Origin of the sequence: Pelomonas margarita (genome assembly GCF_043555875.1) — a bacterium.
GTDB classification, from domain to species: domain Bacteria; phylum Pseudomonadota; class Gammaproteobacteria; order Burkholderiales; family Burkholderiaceae_C; genus Pelomonas; species Pelomonas margarita.
In genome coordinates this window covers 300,226-316,203 of the sequence record NZ_JBIGHW010000003.1, presented here as the reverse complement: position 1 = coordinate 316,203, position 15,978 = coordinate 300,226, and the positions used below count along the sequence as shown (strand labels likewise).

At 70.1% G+C, this 15,978-nt stretch carries 11 protein-coding genes, 2 tRNA genes and 1 pseudogene; 3 read left to right on the top strand and 11 right to left on the bottom strand.

Annotated elements, in window-relative coordinates:
* The first annotated feature begins 24 nt into the window (after positions 1-24).
* Positions 25-1,056 carry a hypothetical protein gene (locus tag ACG0Z3_RS07370; RefSeq protein ID WP_394396629.1) on the top strand — a complete coding sequence of 344 codons (1,032 nt, stop codon included), beginning with the start codon at positions 25-27 and terminating at the stop codon, positions 1,054-1,056.
* Positions 1,053-2,087, top strand: a pseudogene (locus ACG0Z3_RS07365) (recombinase family protein); the annotation flags it as partial. The gene ACG0Z3_RS07370 and the pseudogene ACG0Z3_RS07365, both read left to right, overlap by 4 nt.
* A 72-nt stretch (positions 2,088-2,159) precedes the next feature.
* Here the strand turns inward: ACG0Z3_RS07365 and ACG0Z3_RS07360 are convergent.
* From ACG0Z3_RS07360 to ACG0Z3_RS07345, 4 genes are all read right to left on the bottom strand, one after another.
* Positions 2,160-2,585 (bottom strand): hypothetical protein, encoded by a 426-nt coding sequence (locus ACG0Z3_RS07360; protein ID WP_394396628.1) that lies wholly within the window; start codon positions 2,583-2,585, stop codon positions 2,160-2,162.
* Between the two features lie 3 nt (positions 2,586-2,588).
* Positions 2,589-2,664 (bottom strand) — tRNA-Asn (locus ACG0Z3_RS07355).
* Positions 2,665-2,729: 65 nt separating this feature from the next.
* A tRNA-Asn gene (locus tag ACG0Z3_RS07350) sits at positions 2,730-2,805 on the bottom strand.
* 36 nt (positions 2,806-2,841) lie between these two features.
* Positions 2,842-4,977 (bottom strand): TonB-dependent siderophore receptor, encoded by a 2,136-nt coding sequence (locus ACG0Z3_RS07345; protein WP_394396627.1) that lies wholly within the window; start codon positions 4,975-4,977, stop codon positions 2,842-2,844.
* A gap of 307 nt (positions 4,978-5,284) precedes the next feature.
* Here ACG0Z3_RS07345 and ACG0Z3_RS07340 point away from each other — a divergent pair, with 307 nt between their 5' ends.
* Entirely contained in the window at positions 5,285-10,183 is a 4,899-nt protein-coding gene (locus ACG0Z3_RS07340) for a C39 family peptidase (RefSeq protein ID WP_394396626.1), read from the top strand.
* Positions 10,184-10,211: 28 nt separating this feature from the next.
* On the opposite strand, the gene ACG0Z3_RS07335 is transcribed toward ACG0Z3_RS07340, so the two are convergent.
* Genes ACG0Z3_RS07335 through ACG0Z3_RS07305 form a run of 7 tightly spaced genes read right to left on the bottom strand, consistent with a single transcriptional unit; the run spans position 10,212 to position 15,975 of the window.
* Positions 10,212-11,267 carry an NAD(P)/FAD-dependent oxidoreductase gene (locus tag ACG0Z3_RS07335; protein WP_394396625.1) on the bottom strand — a complete coding sequence of 352 codons (1,056 nt, stop codon included), beginning with the start codon at positions 11,265-11,267 and terminating at the stop codon, positions 10,212-10,214.
* A gap of 22 nt (positions 11,268-11,289) precedes the next feature.
* Positions 11,290-11,613: a ferredoxin FdxA gene (fdxA, locus tag ACG0Z3_RS07330; RefSeq protein ID WP_394396624.1), complete on the bottom strand. Its 324-nt coding sequence runs from the start codon at positions 11,611-11,613 to the stop codon at positions 11,290-11,292.
* Positions 11,610-12,395 carry a uroporphyrinogen-III C-methyltransferase gene (cobA, locus tag ACG0Z3_RS07325; RefSeq protein WP_394396622.1) on the bottom strand — a complete coding sequence of 262 codons (786 nt, stop codon included), beginning with the start codon at positions 12,393-12,395 and terminating at the stop codon, positions 11,610-11,612. The genes fdxA and cobA overlap by 4 nt, the downstream gene beginning before the upstream one ends.
* Positions 12,395-13,759, bottom strand: coding sequence for a sulfate adenylyltransferase subunit 1 (locus ACG0Z3_RS07320; protein WP_394396621.1), 1,365 nt, complete (start codon positions 13,757-13,759; stop codon positions 12,395-12,397). Before ACG0Z3_RS07320 ends, cobA begins: the two co-directional genes overlap by 1 nt.
* A gap of 1 nt (position 13,760) precedes the next feature.
* Complete coding sequence (gene cysD / locus ACG0Z3_RS07315; protein ID WP_394396620.1) at positions 13,761-14,726, bottom strand: sulfate adenylyltransferase subunit CysD; 966 nt, start codon at positions 14,724-14,726, stop codon at positions 13,761-13,763.
* Positions 14,723-15,475, bottom strand: coding sequence for a phosphoadenylyl-sulfate reductase (locus ACG0Z3_RS07310; RefSeq protein WP_394396851.1), 753 nt, complete (start codon positions 15,473-15,475; stop codon positions 14,723-14,725). The genes cysD and ACG0Z3_RS07310 overlap by 4 nt, the downstream gene beginning before the upstream one ends.
* A gap of 5 nt (positions 15,476-15,480) precedes the next feature.
* Positions 15,481-15,975 carry a DUF934 domain-containing protein gene (locus ACG0Z3_RS07305; protein ID WP_394396619.1) on the bottom strand — a complete coding sequence of 165 codons (495 nt, stop codon included), beginning with the start codon at positions 15,973-15,975 and terminating at the stop codon, positions 15,481-15,483.
* Positions 15,976-15,978 lie beyond the last annotated feature (3 nt).

The window sequence follows — 15,978 nt, the reverse complement described above, 5'->3', positions numbered from 1 at the left end:
CGTCTCTATGTGGGGAGTGTGGTGATGGGCGAGCAAAAGCGCAGTGCTGCGAGTGCAGCGGACAACCTGGAGCTGTGGCCGCACCTGGACGGCGAACACAGTGCGGCGGTAGAAGCTCCCCGGCAGGGGGTGGGGGGTCGGCAGGCGAGCCGCAGGCCCCCCACAGGGGGAGGTGGGTACCTGGATGGGCGCTCACCGTCAAAAGTTGCCGGGCCGGTGTTCGACGGCTCGCTGTCGCTCGCTGATCCGCTGATGCTGGAGCTCGCGGAAATCGGTCTGTCCACGATGTGGCTGGGCGTGGCGCAGTTCCTCGGGTACGAGCGATTTCTGGGCTTCTGGCGCCATCTCTCTGCCGAGCCTCGCGCGCTGACTGGCGATGGCCAGATCCTCGTCGAGCTGCGCGACTTCGCCAGCTACGAGCGCTATCAGAGCAACCTCTACATCAGGGCACTGAGGGCTGCTGGGCTGCCTTGCTCGGTGATCTGGGCGACGGTGCGGGCCCATCTCGGAGACGAGCGCTCGCAGCGAGCGATCACGAAGATCACCTCGGACAGCTGGGCCGAATCGCACATGGCAGCGAGGAACGCGCCGCAGGTCAGCTCAATCGTCGTCGCGCAGATCCAGCAGTCCGCCAGCTCAGGTGGGGATCTGTTCCCGCGCGAACTGGAGCACGCCCTGCTGGCGGATGCCTGCCTGAAGGCCACGCCAGCCGCCGATGTGCCGGCTCGCGACCCTCGCATCGCTGAACTGATCGACATCGGCATGTCTGAGCTGTGGATCAACGTGGCCCATCTCATCGGCTATGACGACTTCGTGGCGTTGTGGGCGGCCTGGTCAGCAGAGCCGTCGCTGCGCGGCAGGAGCAACGCCATCGAGCTGCGCTTGCGAACCATCAGGGCCTTCGAGAAATACCAGCGCAACCGCTACATCGAAACCCTCGTCGCGGCCGGCCTCAAGCCGAGCCAGATCTACACCATGCTGCAAACCAAACTCGGTGAATCCATGTCGTTTCGTCACCTGAAGCGCCTAACCAACAAGGCTAAGGTGCTCGGATGAAGCGCGCTGTCGTCTATGCCCGTGTTAGCACCGAGCGCCAGGCCGACGAAGGCTTGTCCATCGACAGCCAGATTGAGGCCTGCCACAAGCGCGCGCAGGGCCTGAATGCGGCTGTGGTGGCCGTCTATCGCGATGAGGGCATCAGCGGCACCACTGACGCCCGTCCGGGCTTCCGAGCCGCCATCAACCGCTGCGCGCTGCGTGACGTCGATTACCTCATCTGCTGGAGCAGCAGCCGCTTTGCGCGGGACCAGCACGACGCCATCACCTACAAGCGTGAGCTGCAGGGCTTCGGGACCCGGCTGGTGTACGCCCAGTCAGACGTCGACATCAACACGCATGAAGGCTGGCTGCTGGACAGCATGCAGCAGGTCATTGACGAGAACTACAGCCGCCAGGTGAGCCGTGACACCAAGCGCTCGATGATGAGCGCCGCAGCTGATGGCTACTGGATGGGCGGACGCGTGCCTTACGGCTTCCGCGCCGTGCCTGCTGCCGACGGGCGTCGTCGCCGGATGGCGCCAGACGAGTACGAAGCCGCCGTGGTGCGGCAAATGTTCGGGTGGGCTGCCGAAGGCGTCGGCGCGCTGCTCATCGCTACGCGGCTGAACGAGCTGGGCGTCACCCTCAACGGTCGCCCGTGGCGCAAGGCGGCGATCCTTTACCTACTCAAAAGCGAGGCCTACATGGGCATGGTCATCTTCAACCGCTTCGACAACAAGACGCGCAAGCAGAAGCCGGAAAGTGAGTGGGTGCGCGTGCATGGCCACGATGCCATCGTCTCGCCCGAGTTGTTCGACCGGGTGCAGGTGGCCATAGGTGAGCGTGCGCCGAAGGCCGAGAAGTCGGCCGCGACCAGCCAGCATGCCTTCACAGGCCTGCTGCGCTGTGGGCGCTGCGATGGCTCACTGAAGATCCGAACAGGGAAGGGCCGCGGCGGCGTCATGTACAGCTACTACGGCTGTCACAACCATCTTCAGGGCGTGCGCTGTGGCTTGCCGACTTTCCGCGCCGACCAGTTCGACGCGTGGATGACGAAGCAGTTGCTGGACAAAGTACTGACCGTCGATGTCATCCAGGGCGTGCTGGATCGTCTTGACGAGTCAACGACCGAATGGGTGAAAGACCGTGCTCGCCGCCGCACCGCGCTGCTGTTGGAGCTCCGTGGGGCCGAGGGGCGGCGTAGCAAGCTGTTCGAGGTCATCGAGGAGGGCGGCAAGGACGCCCCAGGCATCAAGGAACTGGGGCCGCGCCTGCGAGAGCTCAACGGGCGGATCGACGCGTTGGAGCGCGCGATGACCGCTCTGGAGGCCGAGCCCGAGCCAAACGTGGGCCCGCTGACCATCTCGGCTGAAGAGGCTGCGGAGATCTTCCGCGCCACGATCACTGCCACCGAGGACCCCAAAAAGAAAAGAGCCATCTTGGCAACGATCACGGATCGGATCGTCATCAATGATGGCTCTGTGGATGTCCACTACAAGCCCGATTGCCTCGTCAGGACTGACGGGCAACCGGTTCGCAGCGAGCATTGTTGGCTCCCCGACCTGGGCTCGAACCAGGGACCTACGGATTAACAGTCCGGCGCTCTACCGACTGAGCTATCGAGGAAAAGTTCTATGTCGGCATGACAAGCGGTTGCGTCATGCGTCTTGTCGTCTTTCGACGGATTTCTGTGGCTCCCCGACCTGGGCTCGAACCAGGGACCTACGGATTAACAGTCCGGCGCTCTACCGACTGAGCTATCGAGGAGCAGAGCCCATGACTATAGCAGGAATTTTTTCAGTTTCAGAGCTTGATCTCCAAACTTGCTCGGAAAGTTCGTGGCGCGAGCGGGTAGAGGTAGCTGTGTTCGAACTGCCACGGGGCTTCGCGCCAGGCGCGGCGGTTGGTCAGGTTGTCGACGGCGGCGCGCCAGATCCAGGTCTGATTGCCCTGCAGCAGCGTGTAGCGCAGGCCGGCATCGGCGACCGTCCAGGCCGGCACGGTGATGCCGTTGTCGGGCGTCGCGAAGCGCTGGCCCTCGTGCTGCAGGCCCAGGTGCGCTTGCAGGCCGGGCAGCAGGTCCTGGCGCAGCTGTGCCTTGAGCGTGGTTTGCGGCACGTTGGGCGGCACCAGGCCGTTGAGGCTGGCCTCGAGGCTGTGCTCGCGGCGCGCGCGCAGGCGGGCGGCGCTGGCGAACACACCGCCGCCGCGCCACTTCAGGTCGGCGCTGGCTTCGACGCCGCGGTGCCGCGCGGCGCCGTCGGCGCGGCGCTCGCAGCTCAGGGCGATGTCGCAGCTGCCGATGTCGCGCCACAGCGGCCGGCGGATGTCGAACACGGTCAGTGCGCCCTCGACGCGTTGCGTGCCGGTCTTCAGGCCCAGCTCGGTTTGGCGGCTCTTGAGCGCGGGCAGGGCCTGGCCGGGCTTGACGTAGCGGCTGCGGTTGGGGACGACCTCGCTCTCCACCCCCTCGCCCCAGCTGGCGTAGACCAGCCAGTCGGCCGCGATGGCGTGGCTGAGCGCGATCCACGGCGTCGTGACGCTCTGCGCGTAGTCGGTCGCGCGCGAGCCGTCGGTGCGCACGCTCTCGCGCTGCAGCCGTGTGTGGCGCAGGCCCAGCCAGGCCGTGGTGTCGGCTGCCAGCGCCACGCGGTCGCGCAGGTAGAGCTCGGTGCTGCGCTCGTCGCGGTTGGTGTTTTCGCTGGTCAGCTCGGGCCTGGGTGCGGTCACCACGGCGCCACCGATGTTGCCCACGCCGGTGAAGTTGTAGGCCTGACGCTGGAAGCGGCTCTTGAACTGACTGGTCAGCCCGCCCAGGGTCAGGTCATGCCGCAGGCCGGCCAGCTGCAACGGGCCGCTGGCGGAGATGTCCAGTGAGCTCGTGTCGCGCCGCTCGTTCTCGCTGCGGTAGTCGTAGAGGTCGAAGCGGCCGTCGGGGCCGAAGCGGTCGCAGTAGAAGGCACCGGCAAAGTCGCTGGTTTCATTGCAGTCCAGTCCGAACGCGAAGGCATTGCGGTCGTCGCTGCGCAGGCGCTGCAGGCCGGCGTGCACGCGCGCCTGCCAGCCCTGGCCGAGCTTGTGTTGCACGCGCAGCGACGCGTGCGTGTTGCTGAAGACAACTGGCAGTGTCCACGGCTGGTTGTTGAGGTTGAGCTCGGGGTCGATGCGGCCGGCGTCGGGCAGCGTGTTGCCCAGCAGGCTGAAGCCATCCTGGCTGGGCTGGCGCTGACGGTTGAGCTCGATCTCGGCTTCCACCAGCGTGTCGGCGCTGACGCGCCAGTCGGTGGCCAGCGCCGCCGTGTGCGAGTGTCCCTGGCCGTTGCGCAGTTGCGGATCAAGCCGTGCGGCGGCGAGGTTCAGTCGCAGGCCGAACTCGCGGCTGGCACCGATGCGTTGGGAGTGGTCCAGGCTGGCTTCCACGGTGCCGCCCTGGATGGCGCCCAGCGTCAGCACGGTGGCGTCCTCCGCCAGCGGGCGCTTGACCGCCAGGTTGACCAGGCCGGCCGGCGAGCTGGTGCCGGCCTGCATGCCCGAGCTGCCCTTGAGCACCTCGACGGCGGCCTTGTTGGCCAGCGACAGCGCGGTCTCGCCGTTGATGGGCAGACCGTCGCGGCGGAGGTTGAAGCGGTTGTCAAGGTCGAAGCCGCGCACCTTGAGCTGCGACCAGTAGCCCACGGCGTTGTAGCCGTCCGAGACCGAGGCGTCGAGCTTGGTGATGCCGGCCAGCTGGCGGATGCCCAGATCTTCCAGGCGTTCGGCCGAAAGGCTCAGCGCCTGCATGGGCAGACGCGCGGGCGGTGTGTCGAAGCCGGCGAGCGCGGGGGCGGCTTCGGTGGCGCGACCGCTGACGCTGACAGTGGGCAGCGTCTGGGCCAGGGCAAGTTGCGAGCTCAGCAGCGCAGCAGCGGCGGCGAGGCGGGAGAAGGTTGGTTGTGCCATCGGGATGCAAAAAGCGATGGCAGGTCGGCAAACCCGGAAGACGGCCGCGCCTCCTGGAGACGGAGAACGGAGGAGGGCCGTGGTTCGGCTGCTTCCCTGCGCGAGGATTACCTCGAGCCCCCGTTTCCGGAGGGCCCTGAAGCGCGTTGCCGCGCTTCCAGTCAGGTTCAAAGGGACTGTCTCAGTCGGCCGAAGCCAACACCCCTAGCGAGAGCTGCGCCTGGGGTTTCCTCCAGCCGCAGCAGGCCGCAGTTTAATCTGCCCGCCACTACGATGCCTCGCAATGACAAGAGACAGGGAGGGGAGCGTGGCGTCGGCTCCCGGTCTACTAGACATCGACGCCTGGCTGGACCGCGGCATGGCGCTGCAGGTGGATCCCTGGCTGGACACGTTGCGCGAAAGCGCTGACGTGTCGGCACAGCTGGTCGCGGCGCGTGCGCTGCGCCACGTGGGGGACGACCGCGGCGGTGATGCGTTGGCGCTGCGCATCGGGCGTCGCCACCCGACCCATGCGGCGGCCCAGACCGGGCTGCTGCGCGTCGTGCTCGGCAACCGCGGTGCCTACGCGTACTGGCGCGCTGCCGAGGCCCGCCCCGTGCCGGAAGCGGCCGAGCCCGCCGTGCGTGCCGAGCGCCTGTCGCTGCACGGGCTGTGGCTGGCTGACTTGCGGGACGGCAGCGCGGCGCTGGCGGCACACCGCGAGGCCCTGGCGCTGGACGCGGGTGACCCCTGGCTCTGGGTGGAGCACAGCTACATGCTGGCGCGGCTGGATCGCACGGAGGCCGCGCTGGACGCCGGCCGCGAGGCGCTGCGCCTGCGCCCCGGCTACCGCACGGCGCTGCAGCAGGTGGCGCAGCTGCTGTGGCAGATGCAGCGGCGCGACGAGGCCATTGCGCTGCTGCAGCCCGCGCTGGCCGAGACCTGCAACGGCAGCGTGGCCTGGCAGTTGCACGGCATGGCGGCTGACGAGCAGCGACACGCCGAGGCGCTGGCGCTGCTGGACGCCGTGGCACACGGCATGCCGCGTGCCGGGTCGCGCTGGGCCGGGCTGATCGCTGCGCGCCGCGCCGATGCGTTGCTGCGCCTCGGGCGCTTGCCCGAGGCGCGCGAGCAGGCCCAGCAGGTGCCGGGCACGGGCTTTTACTCGCAGCTGGCGGAGCGCCTGGCCGCGCCCGACGCGCAGTCGCACCGGGTGCTGCTGCAGGTGCCCATGGTGAGGCAGCACTGGATGACCTGCGCGCCCGCCACGCTGACCGCGCTGGCCAACTTCTGGGGCCGCGAGGCCAACCACCTCGAGGTGGCCCAGGCCATCTGCTACGACGGCACGCCGGCCGCGTCGGAGCGGGCCTGGGCCGTCGAGCAGGGCTTCATCGCGCGCGAATTCAAGCTGGACTGGGACAGCGCCTGTGCCCTGTTGGACGCCGGCTTGCCGTACTCGCTGGCCACCCAGTCGGTGGGCAGCGGCCATCTGCAGGCGGTCGTGGGCTATGACCGCCTGCGCCGCACGCTGCTCATCCGCGACCCCAGCCTGCCCATGCATGCTGAGTACGAGGCCGAACAGCTGCTCGATTCTCAGCAGGCTAGCGGCCCGCGGGCCATGTTGCTGTTGCCGCCCGAGGCCCTGCCGCGCCTGGCTGGCATCGCACTGGCCGAAGCCGAGGCCTGGGACGAAGCCCATGCGTTGCAGGCCGCGCTGCAGCGGCATGACCGCGAGGCGGCGCTGCAGGCACTGGCCCGCCTGCAAACCGTTGATGCCGTCGGCGATTGCCTGCTGCGCGCGCAGCGCTCGCTGGCGATCTACGACGGCGACGAGCCGCGCATCCTGCAGGCCACCGAGGCCTTGCTGGCGCGCTACCCTGACGATCGTGGCCTGCAGCTGAGCCGGCTGACCAGCTTGCCGGAGGTGCGGGGCCAGGCCGCTGCGCAGGCGCATCTGCAGGCGCTGGTGGCGCAGGGGCGGCCCGACACCCTGACGCTGTGCCGCTGGGCGGCGCAGCTGGCGCAGGATTCGCGCTGCTTGCCGCAAGCGCTGGCGGTGGTTCGACAGGCCCTGCGCCGCGACGGCAGCAGCGCGCGGGCCTGGAGCGAGCTGGGCGACCGGCTCTGGCAGCAGGACGGCGCGCGGGCGGCCTTGCAGCCGCTGCGCTGGGCCAGCACGCTGCAGTCGACGCAAGAATGGGCCGCCAGCGCTTACGCCCGGGGCTGCCGTGTCGCTGGCGATGCCGCGCAGGGCCTGGCCTGGCTGCGAGAGCGCGTGGCCGTGTGGGGCGAGCGCGCCAGCGGTCCGGCCATCACGCTCGCCGAGGAGCTCGACACGCTGCAGGCAGGCCACGAAGCCGACGCGGTGCTGGACGCCGCGCTGCGGCAGCGCCCCGACGACACCGCGCTGCGCCTGCACCTGGCCGAGCGGCGCCTGCGCCAGCACCGGCTCGACGAGGTGGCCGCCCTGCTCGACGGCTGCGTGCAGGCACATGCGCCGGCGTTGCTGCGTGTGCGTGCGCTGCTGCTGGAGGCGCGTGGCGAGTTCGAGGCGGCGCTGTCGGCCGTGCGCGAGGCCGTGGCGCTGGAGCCGCTGCAGCTGGCCCACCACCGGCTGCTGCTGCGACTGCTGCGGCGGCTGCGCGGCCACGAGCAGGCCCTGGCCGAGTGGCGCCTGCTGACGGACGCCCACCCGGCGCACGTGGGCCTACAGCGCCTGCTCTACGACGCCTTGCCCGACCAGCCCGACGCCATCAACGCGCAGCTGGCGCGCATGCATACCCATCACCCGGGCCTGGCCTGGCTGCAGCGGGAGCGCGCCGTGCAGGCCTCGCGCCAGCAGCGGCTGGACGAGGCGGTGGCTCTGGCCGAGGCGGCCGCCGCGTTGGCGCCGGAGCTGGCGGTCAGCCACAGCGTGCTGGCCTATTGCCACCTGCGGCGTGACGGCTATGCCGCGGCGTTGCCGCACCTGCACGCCTGCCTGCGCCGGGATGTGGAGTTCGACATCGCCATGGAGCGGCTGCTGGCTGCACCCGGCCCGCAACTGGCCCGGGAGGCGGCGGACTTCCTCGCGGCCGAGTTGCGCTGCCAGCCCCTGCTGGGCGACGGCCTGCTGAGCTTCCAACGCGAGGCAGGCGTGGGCTGGTCGGCCGAGGAGATTCTTGCGCTGCTGGAGGCGCTGTCGGCCCAATGGCCGGGCTTGTGGCAGGCGCCCGTCGCGGTGGCGCGGCAACTGCAGCAGCTGCAGCGCACCGATGCTGCGCTGGTGCTGCTGGGGCAGGCCTGCGAGCGCTTCCCACAGCTGCCGCGCGTGCACCTGGAGCATGCGCTCGCGTTGCAGCAGGCGCATCGCCCCGAAGAGGCCAAGGCAGCCTGTGCGGCGGCGCTGGCGCTGTCGCCCGGCTGGAACCAGGCCGTGCGCTTGCAGGTGGACCTGCTGGGCGACCATGGCCGCGACTGGGCGGCCGCCTGCACGGTACTGGAGCAGGCCTTGAGCGACGCCTCGGGCTGGGACGACGCCGACCTGATCGCGCTGCTGGGCTGGGTGCGTGAGCAGATGGGCCAGGACGACGAGGCACTGGTGCTGGCGCGGCGATCGCTGCTGCAGAGCCCGCGTGTTAGCTGGGTCTGGGCGCTGGCCCGCCGCGTCTGCGAGCGGCGCGAGCGGCTCGCGGACTTCGACGCGCTGATCGCCGAGGTCGTGCGCAGCCGGCCGGGCGATGCCGATGCCTGGGCGGTGCAGGCCACGTGGGGACGCGACGACGAGGAGGCCCTGCAGGCCGCCGCGCGGGCGCTGGCGCTGGAGCCGCGTGCCGAGGCGGTCTGGGAGGCCCGTTTCGAGCGCCTGCTGCGGCTGGGGCGGCTGGATGACATCGAGGCCGCCCTGGGCGAGCTGCCGTGGCCGGCACCTGCGCCGCTGTCGCTGCGCCTGTGGGAGGCCCGCCTGCCCTGGGAACGTGGCGACCATGCCCAGGCGTTGACCCGAATTGCCGCCCTGCGCGAGGAGGCGCCGCGCGACGAGGACCTGTGCGTGCAGCAGGCCGACTGGCTGGACAGCCGTGATGACCATGCCGGCTACCTGCGTGCCGCGCAGGAGCTGCTGGCGATCGCGCCGCTGTCGGCACGCTCGCACGGCTATGTGGGTCATGCGCTCGTCAAGAGCGAGCGCTGGCAGGAGGCGCTGGGGCCGCTGCAGCAGGCGCTGAGCCTGTCGCCCGGCTATGCCTTCGCGGCGCGCCAGTTGGTGCAGGCGGCGCGGGAGGCCGGCGCGCCGGCGCAGGCCGAGCCGGCGCTGCAGATGCTGTGGCCTCACCGCCCGACGGTGGCCACTGCGTGCGACGGCATCGAGCTGGCCGCACGTGCCGGCAACCTGGCTCATGCGCGCGTCTGGCTGGAGCGCCTGTTCGCGCAGCAGGAGTTCGAGATCGAACGCTGCGGCGAAGCGCTGGCGGCCTGCCACGAGGCCGGTTGGGGTGTCGAGCTGCGCGCGCTGCAACGGCCTCATGTGGCTGGCGGCGGCGGGCCGGTCGGCGTAGCGCTGGACTGGCTGGTGCGGCAGGAGCAGCGCAGCTTCTGGTGGGCCTTGCAGCAGGGGTGGCGCTGGCAGGCGCGTGCGCAGGGGCCGCACCTGCTGCGGGCGCTGCTGCGCTGGCTGAAGGACACCGACTCGCGCTTTTGCGTGCGTGCGCTGATCTGGCGTTTCGAGCCCGCGCTGCGGGCCGACGACGATGCCTGGGGCGAGGCCAGCTATGTGCTGGCGTCGATGGAGGCGCATGGGGCGGTGGTGCGCTGGCTGCACGATTGGCGCCAGCGCGAGCGCCCGCCGCTGTACGCCGTCGGCAACCTGGCGGGGTCGCTGGGCGTGCTGCGGCGCTGGGACGCGCTGGCCGAGGTGGTGGCCGCCGGCCTGGCGCGCGCGCCCTACAACGAGGACCTGCGTCTGTGGGAGCTGGTGCTGCTGGCGCGCGAGCCGGCGCCGGAGGCCCTGGCCGCCGCGTTGAAGCGCTGCCATGAGTGGCAGCCCGACAGCTGGATGGCGGCGCCGCTGGCGACGTTGCGCGCCTACCTCGCGCTGGCCCAGGGCCGCGACAGCATGGCCGCGTTGCGCCAGGCTGCCCGGGCCGGCGGCCCCAGCCAGGCCGAGGCCGTGCACCGGGAGCTGAAGCGGCTGGCGCTGGTGCGCCATGCGTCGGGCCTGCCGCGTTGGGTCGGCACCTGGCTGGCCTGAGTGAGCCTGAAGCTCGCTCGCCCGCCCGTCAGTCGCCGGCGGGCGTGACGCCCAGCCGCTCGTGCAGCTTGGGGCTGGTGGTGGTGTATTGCAGGTGGATGGGCTGCCCCGGGAACACACGCTCGGCAGCCGCGAAGGCAGCCAGTGTGGCCTCGTGGAAGCCGCACAGCAGCAGCTTGCGCTTGCCGGGGTAGATGTTGATGTCGCCCACCGCGTGGATGCCGGGCTCGGAGGTCTCGAAGCGCGCGGTGTCCACGGTCAGCAGCTTGCGTTCCATGGCCAGCCCCCAGTCGGCAATGGGTCCCAGGCGCGGGCTCAGGCCCAGCCGGGCCAGCAGCTGCGTCGCGGGCAGGGCCAGGGTGTGGCCGTCGGCGTCGAGCACGTCCAGGCCGGTGAGCTGGTCGCCCTGCAGGTGCAGCGCCAACGGCTGGCCGGCGATGACGCGCACGCGGCCCTGCTCGCGCAGCGCCGCCAGCCGCGCCAGCAGGGCGGCCGGTGCCTTGAAGGCGTCGCGGCGATGCAGCAGCGTGACGGGGCGTGTTTCGGCCATGTCGACGGCAGCCTGCACGGCCGGCTCCTCGCCTCCCAGGATGAGCAGGGGCTCGCCGGGCGCGTCAGGCAGGGTGTCGGTGCTGTAGTGCAACTGCCGGCCCTCCAGCGCATCAGCGCCGTCCAGGCGCAGCTTGCGCGGCTGGAAGGCCCCCACGCCGGCGGCGATGAACACCGTCTTGGCCAGGAACACCTGGCCAGCCGAGGTCTCGGCGCGCAGCCGGCCATCGGGCTCGCGGCGCAGCGCACAGACGTCCTGGCCCAGGTGCAGGCCGGGCGCGAAGGGGCGGATCTGCTGCTGCAGCCGCTCCACCAGCTCGCGCCCGCTGCACACCGGCAGACCGGGCACGTCATAGATGGGCTTGTCGGCGTACAGCTCGGTGCACTGACCGCCGACATGCGGCAGCGCGTCCACCACTTGGGCCGAGATGCCCAGCAGCCCCAGCTCGAACACCTGGAACAGCCCCACTGGGCCGGCGCCGATGACGAGGGCGTCGGTTTCGGTCACGGGGCGGGTGTCGTCGGCGGCGGCCATGCCGGGGCGTGGACGCCGGGCGTCAGCGGATCAGTTCTGCCAGCTTGCCCGTCTTGTCCTTCCACTCGTCGGCGTCGGGCAGGGCGGGCTTGCGCTTGGTGATGCTGGGCCAGTTCTTGGCCAGGTCCGCGTTGATCTTGATCATGTGGATCTGATCCCCCGGCACATCCTCCTCCGGCATGATCGCGTTGACCGGGCATTCGGGGATGCACACGGCGCAGTCGATGCACTCGTCGGGGTCGATGGTCAGGAAGTTCGGGCCTTCGCGGAAGCAGTCGACCGGGCAGACGTCGACGCAGTCGGTGTATTTGCAGCGGATGCAGGCTTCGGTGACGACGTGGGTCATGAGCGGCTCTGAGAAGTAAGGGGCCCCGATTCGGGCGAAACGACGATTTTATTGGACGCCGGCAGGGCGCCGGTGCCGACGATGAGAACGGCGGGGCGGCCGCCATGAAGGGCGGCTGCGTCGGCGAGGTTTCGCAGCTTGTGTTCGCTGGTCCGCGCGTCGGCGCAGCCGGCTCGGCTGACGACCAGCGCGGGCGTGTCGGCCGGCCAGCCGGCGGCCTGCAGCTTCGGGCCCAGCGTGTCGAGCTGGCGGCCTGCCATGTAGAAAACTTCGGTGTCGGCCGACAGCGCCGCGCGCAGCTCGCCCTCGGCCGTCATGGCGGTGGTGAGGCTGACGTTGCGGCCGCGGCCGCGGCGGGTCAGCGGGCGCTGGGTCAGCGCCGCAGCGGCCGATGCGGCCGTGACGCCGGGGATGACTTCGCTGGCGATGCCGGCCTCGGCCAGTGCCTGCAGTTCTTCTTCCAGGCGGCCGAAGACGCTGGCGTCGCCGCCCTTGAGGCGCACGACGACGGCGTGCTCGCGCGCGGCCTGGACCAGCAGCGCATTGATCTCGGCCTGCTTGGCCGAGTGCTCGAAGCCGCGTTTGCCGACGTAGGTCCAGTTCGCGCGGGGTGCGAGATCCTGCAGTGCCGGATCGGCCAGTGCGTCGGCCAGCACGATGTCGGCCATGGCCAGCGCGCGGGCGCCGCGGACCGTGATGAGGTCGGCAGCGCCAGGGCCGGCGCTGACGAAGATCACGCGGCCGGCCGGCAGCGTGTCCTCACCCTCGCGGCCCAGACCCATCACCAGGCCTCTTCGGCCGGGGCGGCCGGCTGCACGTCCACCAGCAGCGCGCCGCTGGTGCGGTGGCTGGCCGGGTCGACGACGATCAGCGCGCCGCCGACGCGGTTGTCCACGAAGGGCTCGACGGGCAGCTCGTGCTGCACTTCCATCTGCACGCGGCCGATGGTGTTGACGGGCAGTTCGTGCGCGTCCTGCGGCGTCAACGTGTTGATGTCCAGCACGGAGTCGATGGCCGAGATGCGCGCCTGCACCCAGCGGTTGCCGTGGCGCACCCAGTACTTGCGGCCGGGCTTGGCGGCTTCGGTGTCCAGCCAGGCCAGTGTGGCCGGGAAGGTCTTGGTCTGCGTTGCCGAGCCGGGCGTGACGATCCAGTCGCCACGGCTCACGTCCAGCTGGCGATCCAGCACGAGGCCGGCGGAGTCACCCGCTTCGGCGCTCGCCACCGTTTCACCGGCGAGGCGAACCTCGGCGACCACGGCTGTCTGCTTCGAAGGCAGCACCTCGATGGTGTCGCCCGCCTTCACGGCGCCGTGGGCGATGCGGCCCCACAGCACGCGTGGTTGCATGCCGGTGCCGTTGGACTGGTAGGCGTCCTTCTGCACGTACTGCACGGGCAGGCTCAGCGGCGCGTCGGCGCGCTCGCTCAGCGTGGGCAGGCGCTCCAGCACCTGCAGCAGGCTCTCGCCGTTCCACCAGGTCGCGTCCAGCGGCTGGGTCACGTTGTCACCGCGCAGTGCGCTGACGGGCACGGTGGCCTCGACGTTCAGGCCGGCGGCAGCAGCGAACTTGTCCAGCGCGGCCTTGACCTTGGCGAAGCCGGCGCCTGGGTCGTCCAGCGCGTCGATCTTGTTGACGGCGAACACGATGCTGGGCACGCGCAGCAGCTGGGCCAGCAGGGAGTGGCGGCGCGTCTGCGGCAGCAGCGGCACGTCGTCCTGCGTCAGGTCCAGCTTGGTGATGTCCACCAGCACGACGGCGGCGTCGCTGCCGGCAGCAGCCGTGACCATGTTGCGGGTGTACTGCTCATGGCCGGGGGCGTCGGCAATGATGAACTTGCGCGTCTTGGTGGCGAAGTAACGGTAGGCCACGTCGATGGTGATGCCTTGCTCGCGCTCGGCTTCCAGGCCGTCGGTCAGCAGGCTCAGGTCGATGGGGCGGCCGGCTGCGCGGCGCTCCAGCGTGTCGAGCTGGTCGGCCAGGATGGCCTGGCCGTCGAACAGCAGGCGGCCGATCAGCGTGCTCTTGCCGTCGTCGACGGAACCGGCCGTGAGGAATCGCAGGGCCGAGGCCCGCCCGGCCGCCCGAAGGGCCTCGACGCCCCCCTGGGGGGCAGCGAACGAAGTGAGCGTGGGGGTCGCTGTCATTTCAGAAATACCCTTCCTTCTTGCGCTTCTCCATGGAAGCTTCACTGGTGCGGTCGTCCATGCGCGTGGCGCCGCGTTCGCTGACCGTCACGGTCAGCGTCTCGGCCACGACCTCGCTCGCATTCGCGGCGGGGCTCTCGACCGGGCAGGTGCAGGTCATGTCGCCCACGGTGCGGAAGCGCACCTGGACGGTCTCGACGGTCTCGCCGGCTTCGGGAGGCGTCACGTCGGTCAGCGGCACCAGCAGGCCCTTGCGGCGGATGACCTGGCGCTCATGCGCGTAGTACATCGGCGGCAGCGGGATGTTCTCGCGGGCGATGTAGAGCCACACGTCCAGCTCGGTCCAGTTGCTGATGGGGAAGCAGCGGAAGTGCTCGCCCGGGCGGATGCGCGTGTTGAACAGCGTCCACAGCTCGGGGCGCTGCTCCTTGGGTTGCCATTGGCCGAAGCTGTCGCGGTGGCTGAAGATGCGCTCCTTGGCGCGCGCCTTCTCCTCGTCGCGGCGGGCGCCGCCGATGAGCGCGTCGAACTTGTGCTCCTCAATGGTCTCCAGCAGCGTCACCGTCTGGTGGCCGTTGCGGCTTTCCAGCGGGTGCGCGAGGCGGATGGTGCCCTTGGCCATGCTGTCTTCGAGGTGGCCGACGATCAGGCGCTCGCCCATGTCGGCGACGCGCTGGTCACGGAAGGTGATGACCTCGGGGAAGTTGTGCCCCGTGTCGATGTGCACCAGCGGGAAGGGCAACTGGCCCGAATAGCCGCTCGGATGCGCGGCGTTCTTCATCTTGAAGGCCTTCTCGGCCAGACGCAGAACGACGCAGCTGTCCTTGCCGCCGGAGAACAGCAGGGCGGGGCGCTCGAAGCTCGCAGCCACCTCGCGCAGGATGAAGATGGCCTCTTCTTCCAGCGCATCCAGGTGCGCGTGGTCGACGTCGGCAATGAGTTGTTCGGGTTTCACAGCAGCATTCATGATTTGGCGTGCAGGCCGCATTCCTTGGATGAGTCTTCCCACCACCAGCGGCCGGCGCGGAAGTCCTCGCCGACGGCGATGGCGCGCGTGCAGGGCGCGCAGCCGATGCTGGGCATGAACTGGTCATGCAGCGGGTTGTAGGGGACGGCGTACTTCTCGACGTAGGCCCAGACCTCGGCCCAGGTCCAGTCGGCGATGGGGCTGATCTTGCGGCGGCCTGTGCCGCTACCGTCGTCTTCGTCGAAGGCAACATCGCCGCGTGCGCCCGATTGCTCGCGACGCAGGCCGGTGATCCAGGCCGAGCGACCCGCCAGCATGCGGCTCAGTGGCTCCATCTTGCGCACGCCGCAGCAGGCCTTGCGCAGCTCGATGCTCTTGTACATCGCGTCGTCGCCCTGGCGGGTGACGAACTCGACGACGGCCTCGGCCACGGGGCTGAAGACTTCGATATCGAAGCCGTAGCGATCCTTGATCTGCGGCAGCAGGCCCAGCGTCTCGGCGTGCAGCTTGCCGGTGTCCAGCGTGGAGATGTGCACGCTGAGGCCGGCGCGCGAAATCAGGTCGGTGATGACCATGTCTTCCACGCCCAGGCTGCTGCTCTGCACGAGGCCGTCGTGATGCGCGGCGCAGGCGTCACGCAGGTGCTGCTGGGCCGCCTCGATCTTGGCGTCCAGTGCGGGCGTCCATTGGGCGTACAGGCCGATGGCGTGGCCGGGCGCGTTCTGCGTCGCCCAGGGCAGCGCCGACACGCCGCTCACGCCGGACTCCGCTGGAACCACGGGCGCGTTTCGGCCACGTCGCCCTGGTAGAAGCCGACCGTTGCGAACAGGTCCAGCGCCCTCTGCGCGGCGGCCTGGGACTGGTCACCACGCAGCACGACTTCGTCGAAACCGGTGCGGGTCAGCAACTGCATCATGTCCACGAGCACTTCGCCGTGGGCGCGGATGGCGCCTTGGAACTTGAAGCGGCTGCGCAGGATGCGGGCCTGGCTGTAAGCGCGGCCGTCGGTCCACTTCGGGAACTCCAGTACCACCAGCGCGATGCGGCCGAGGTCGGGCTGCAGCTGCGTGATGTCGGCGTCGTTCGGGAACTCGATGGCCACGGCCAGGTCCTGCGGCCAGTGAGCGCGCACGGCATGCCATTGCTCCAGGCTCAGCAGGCGGTGGGGCGCCGGATCGGGATCGGGCTTGGGGCCGTCTTCACCGACGGCGTGCTGCCAGGGGCAGGTGGAGGCGTTGATGAACTTCATTTC

Excerpts from the sequence above, each read along its gene's own strand:
- ACG0Z3_RS07370 (WP_394396629.1), top strand. The coding sequence starts at position 25 with ATGGGCGAGCAAAAGCGCAGTGCTGCGAGTGCAGCGGACAACCTGGAG.
- ACG0Z3_RS07360 (WP_394396628.1), bottom strand. The coding sequence starts at position 2,585 with ATGCTCGCTGCGAACCGGTTGCCCGTCAGTCCTGACGAGGCAATCGGG.
- ACG0Z3_RS07345 (WP_394396627.1), bottom strand. The coding sequence starts at position 4,977 with ATGGCACAACCAACCTTCTCCCGCCTCGCCGCCGCTGCTGCGCTGCTG.
- ACG0Z3_RS07335 (WP_394396625.1), bottom strand. The coding sequence starts at position 11,267 with ATGGCCGCCGCCGACGACACCCGCCCCGTGACCGAAACCGACGCCCTC.
- fdxA (WP_394396624.1), bottom strand. The coding sequence starts at position 11,613 with ATGACCCACGTCGTCACCGAAGCCTGCATCCGCTGCAAATACACCGAC.
- cobA (WP_394396622.1), bottom strand. The coding sequence starts at position 12,395 with ATGGGTCTGGGCCGCGAGGGTGAGGACACGCTGCCGGCCGGCCGCGTG.
- ACG0Z3_RS07320 (WP_394396621.1), bottom strand. The coding sequence starts at position 13,759 with ATGACAGCGACCCCCACGCTCACTTCGTTCGCTGCCCCCCAGGGGGGC.
- cysD (WP_394396620.1), bottom strand. The coding sequence starts at position 14,726 with ATGAATGCTGCTGTGAAACCCGAACAACTCATTGCCGACGTCGACCAC.
- ACG0Z3_RS07305 (WP_394396619.1), bottom strand. The coding sequence starts at position 15,975 with ATGAAGTTCATCAACGCCTCCACCTGCCCCTGGCAGCACGCCGTCGGT.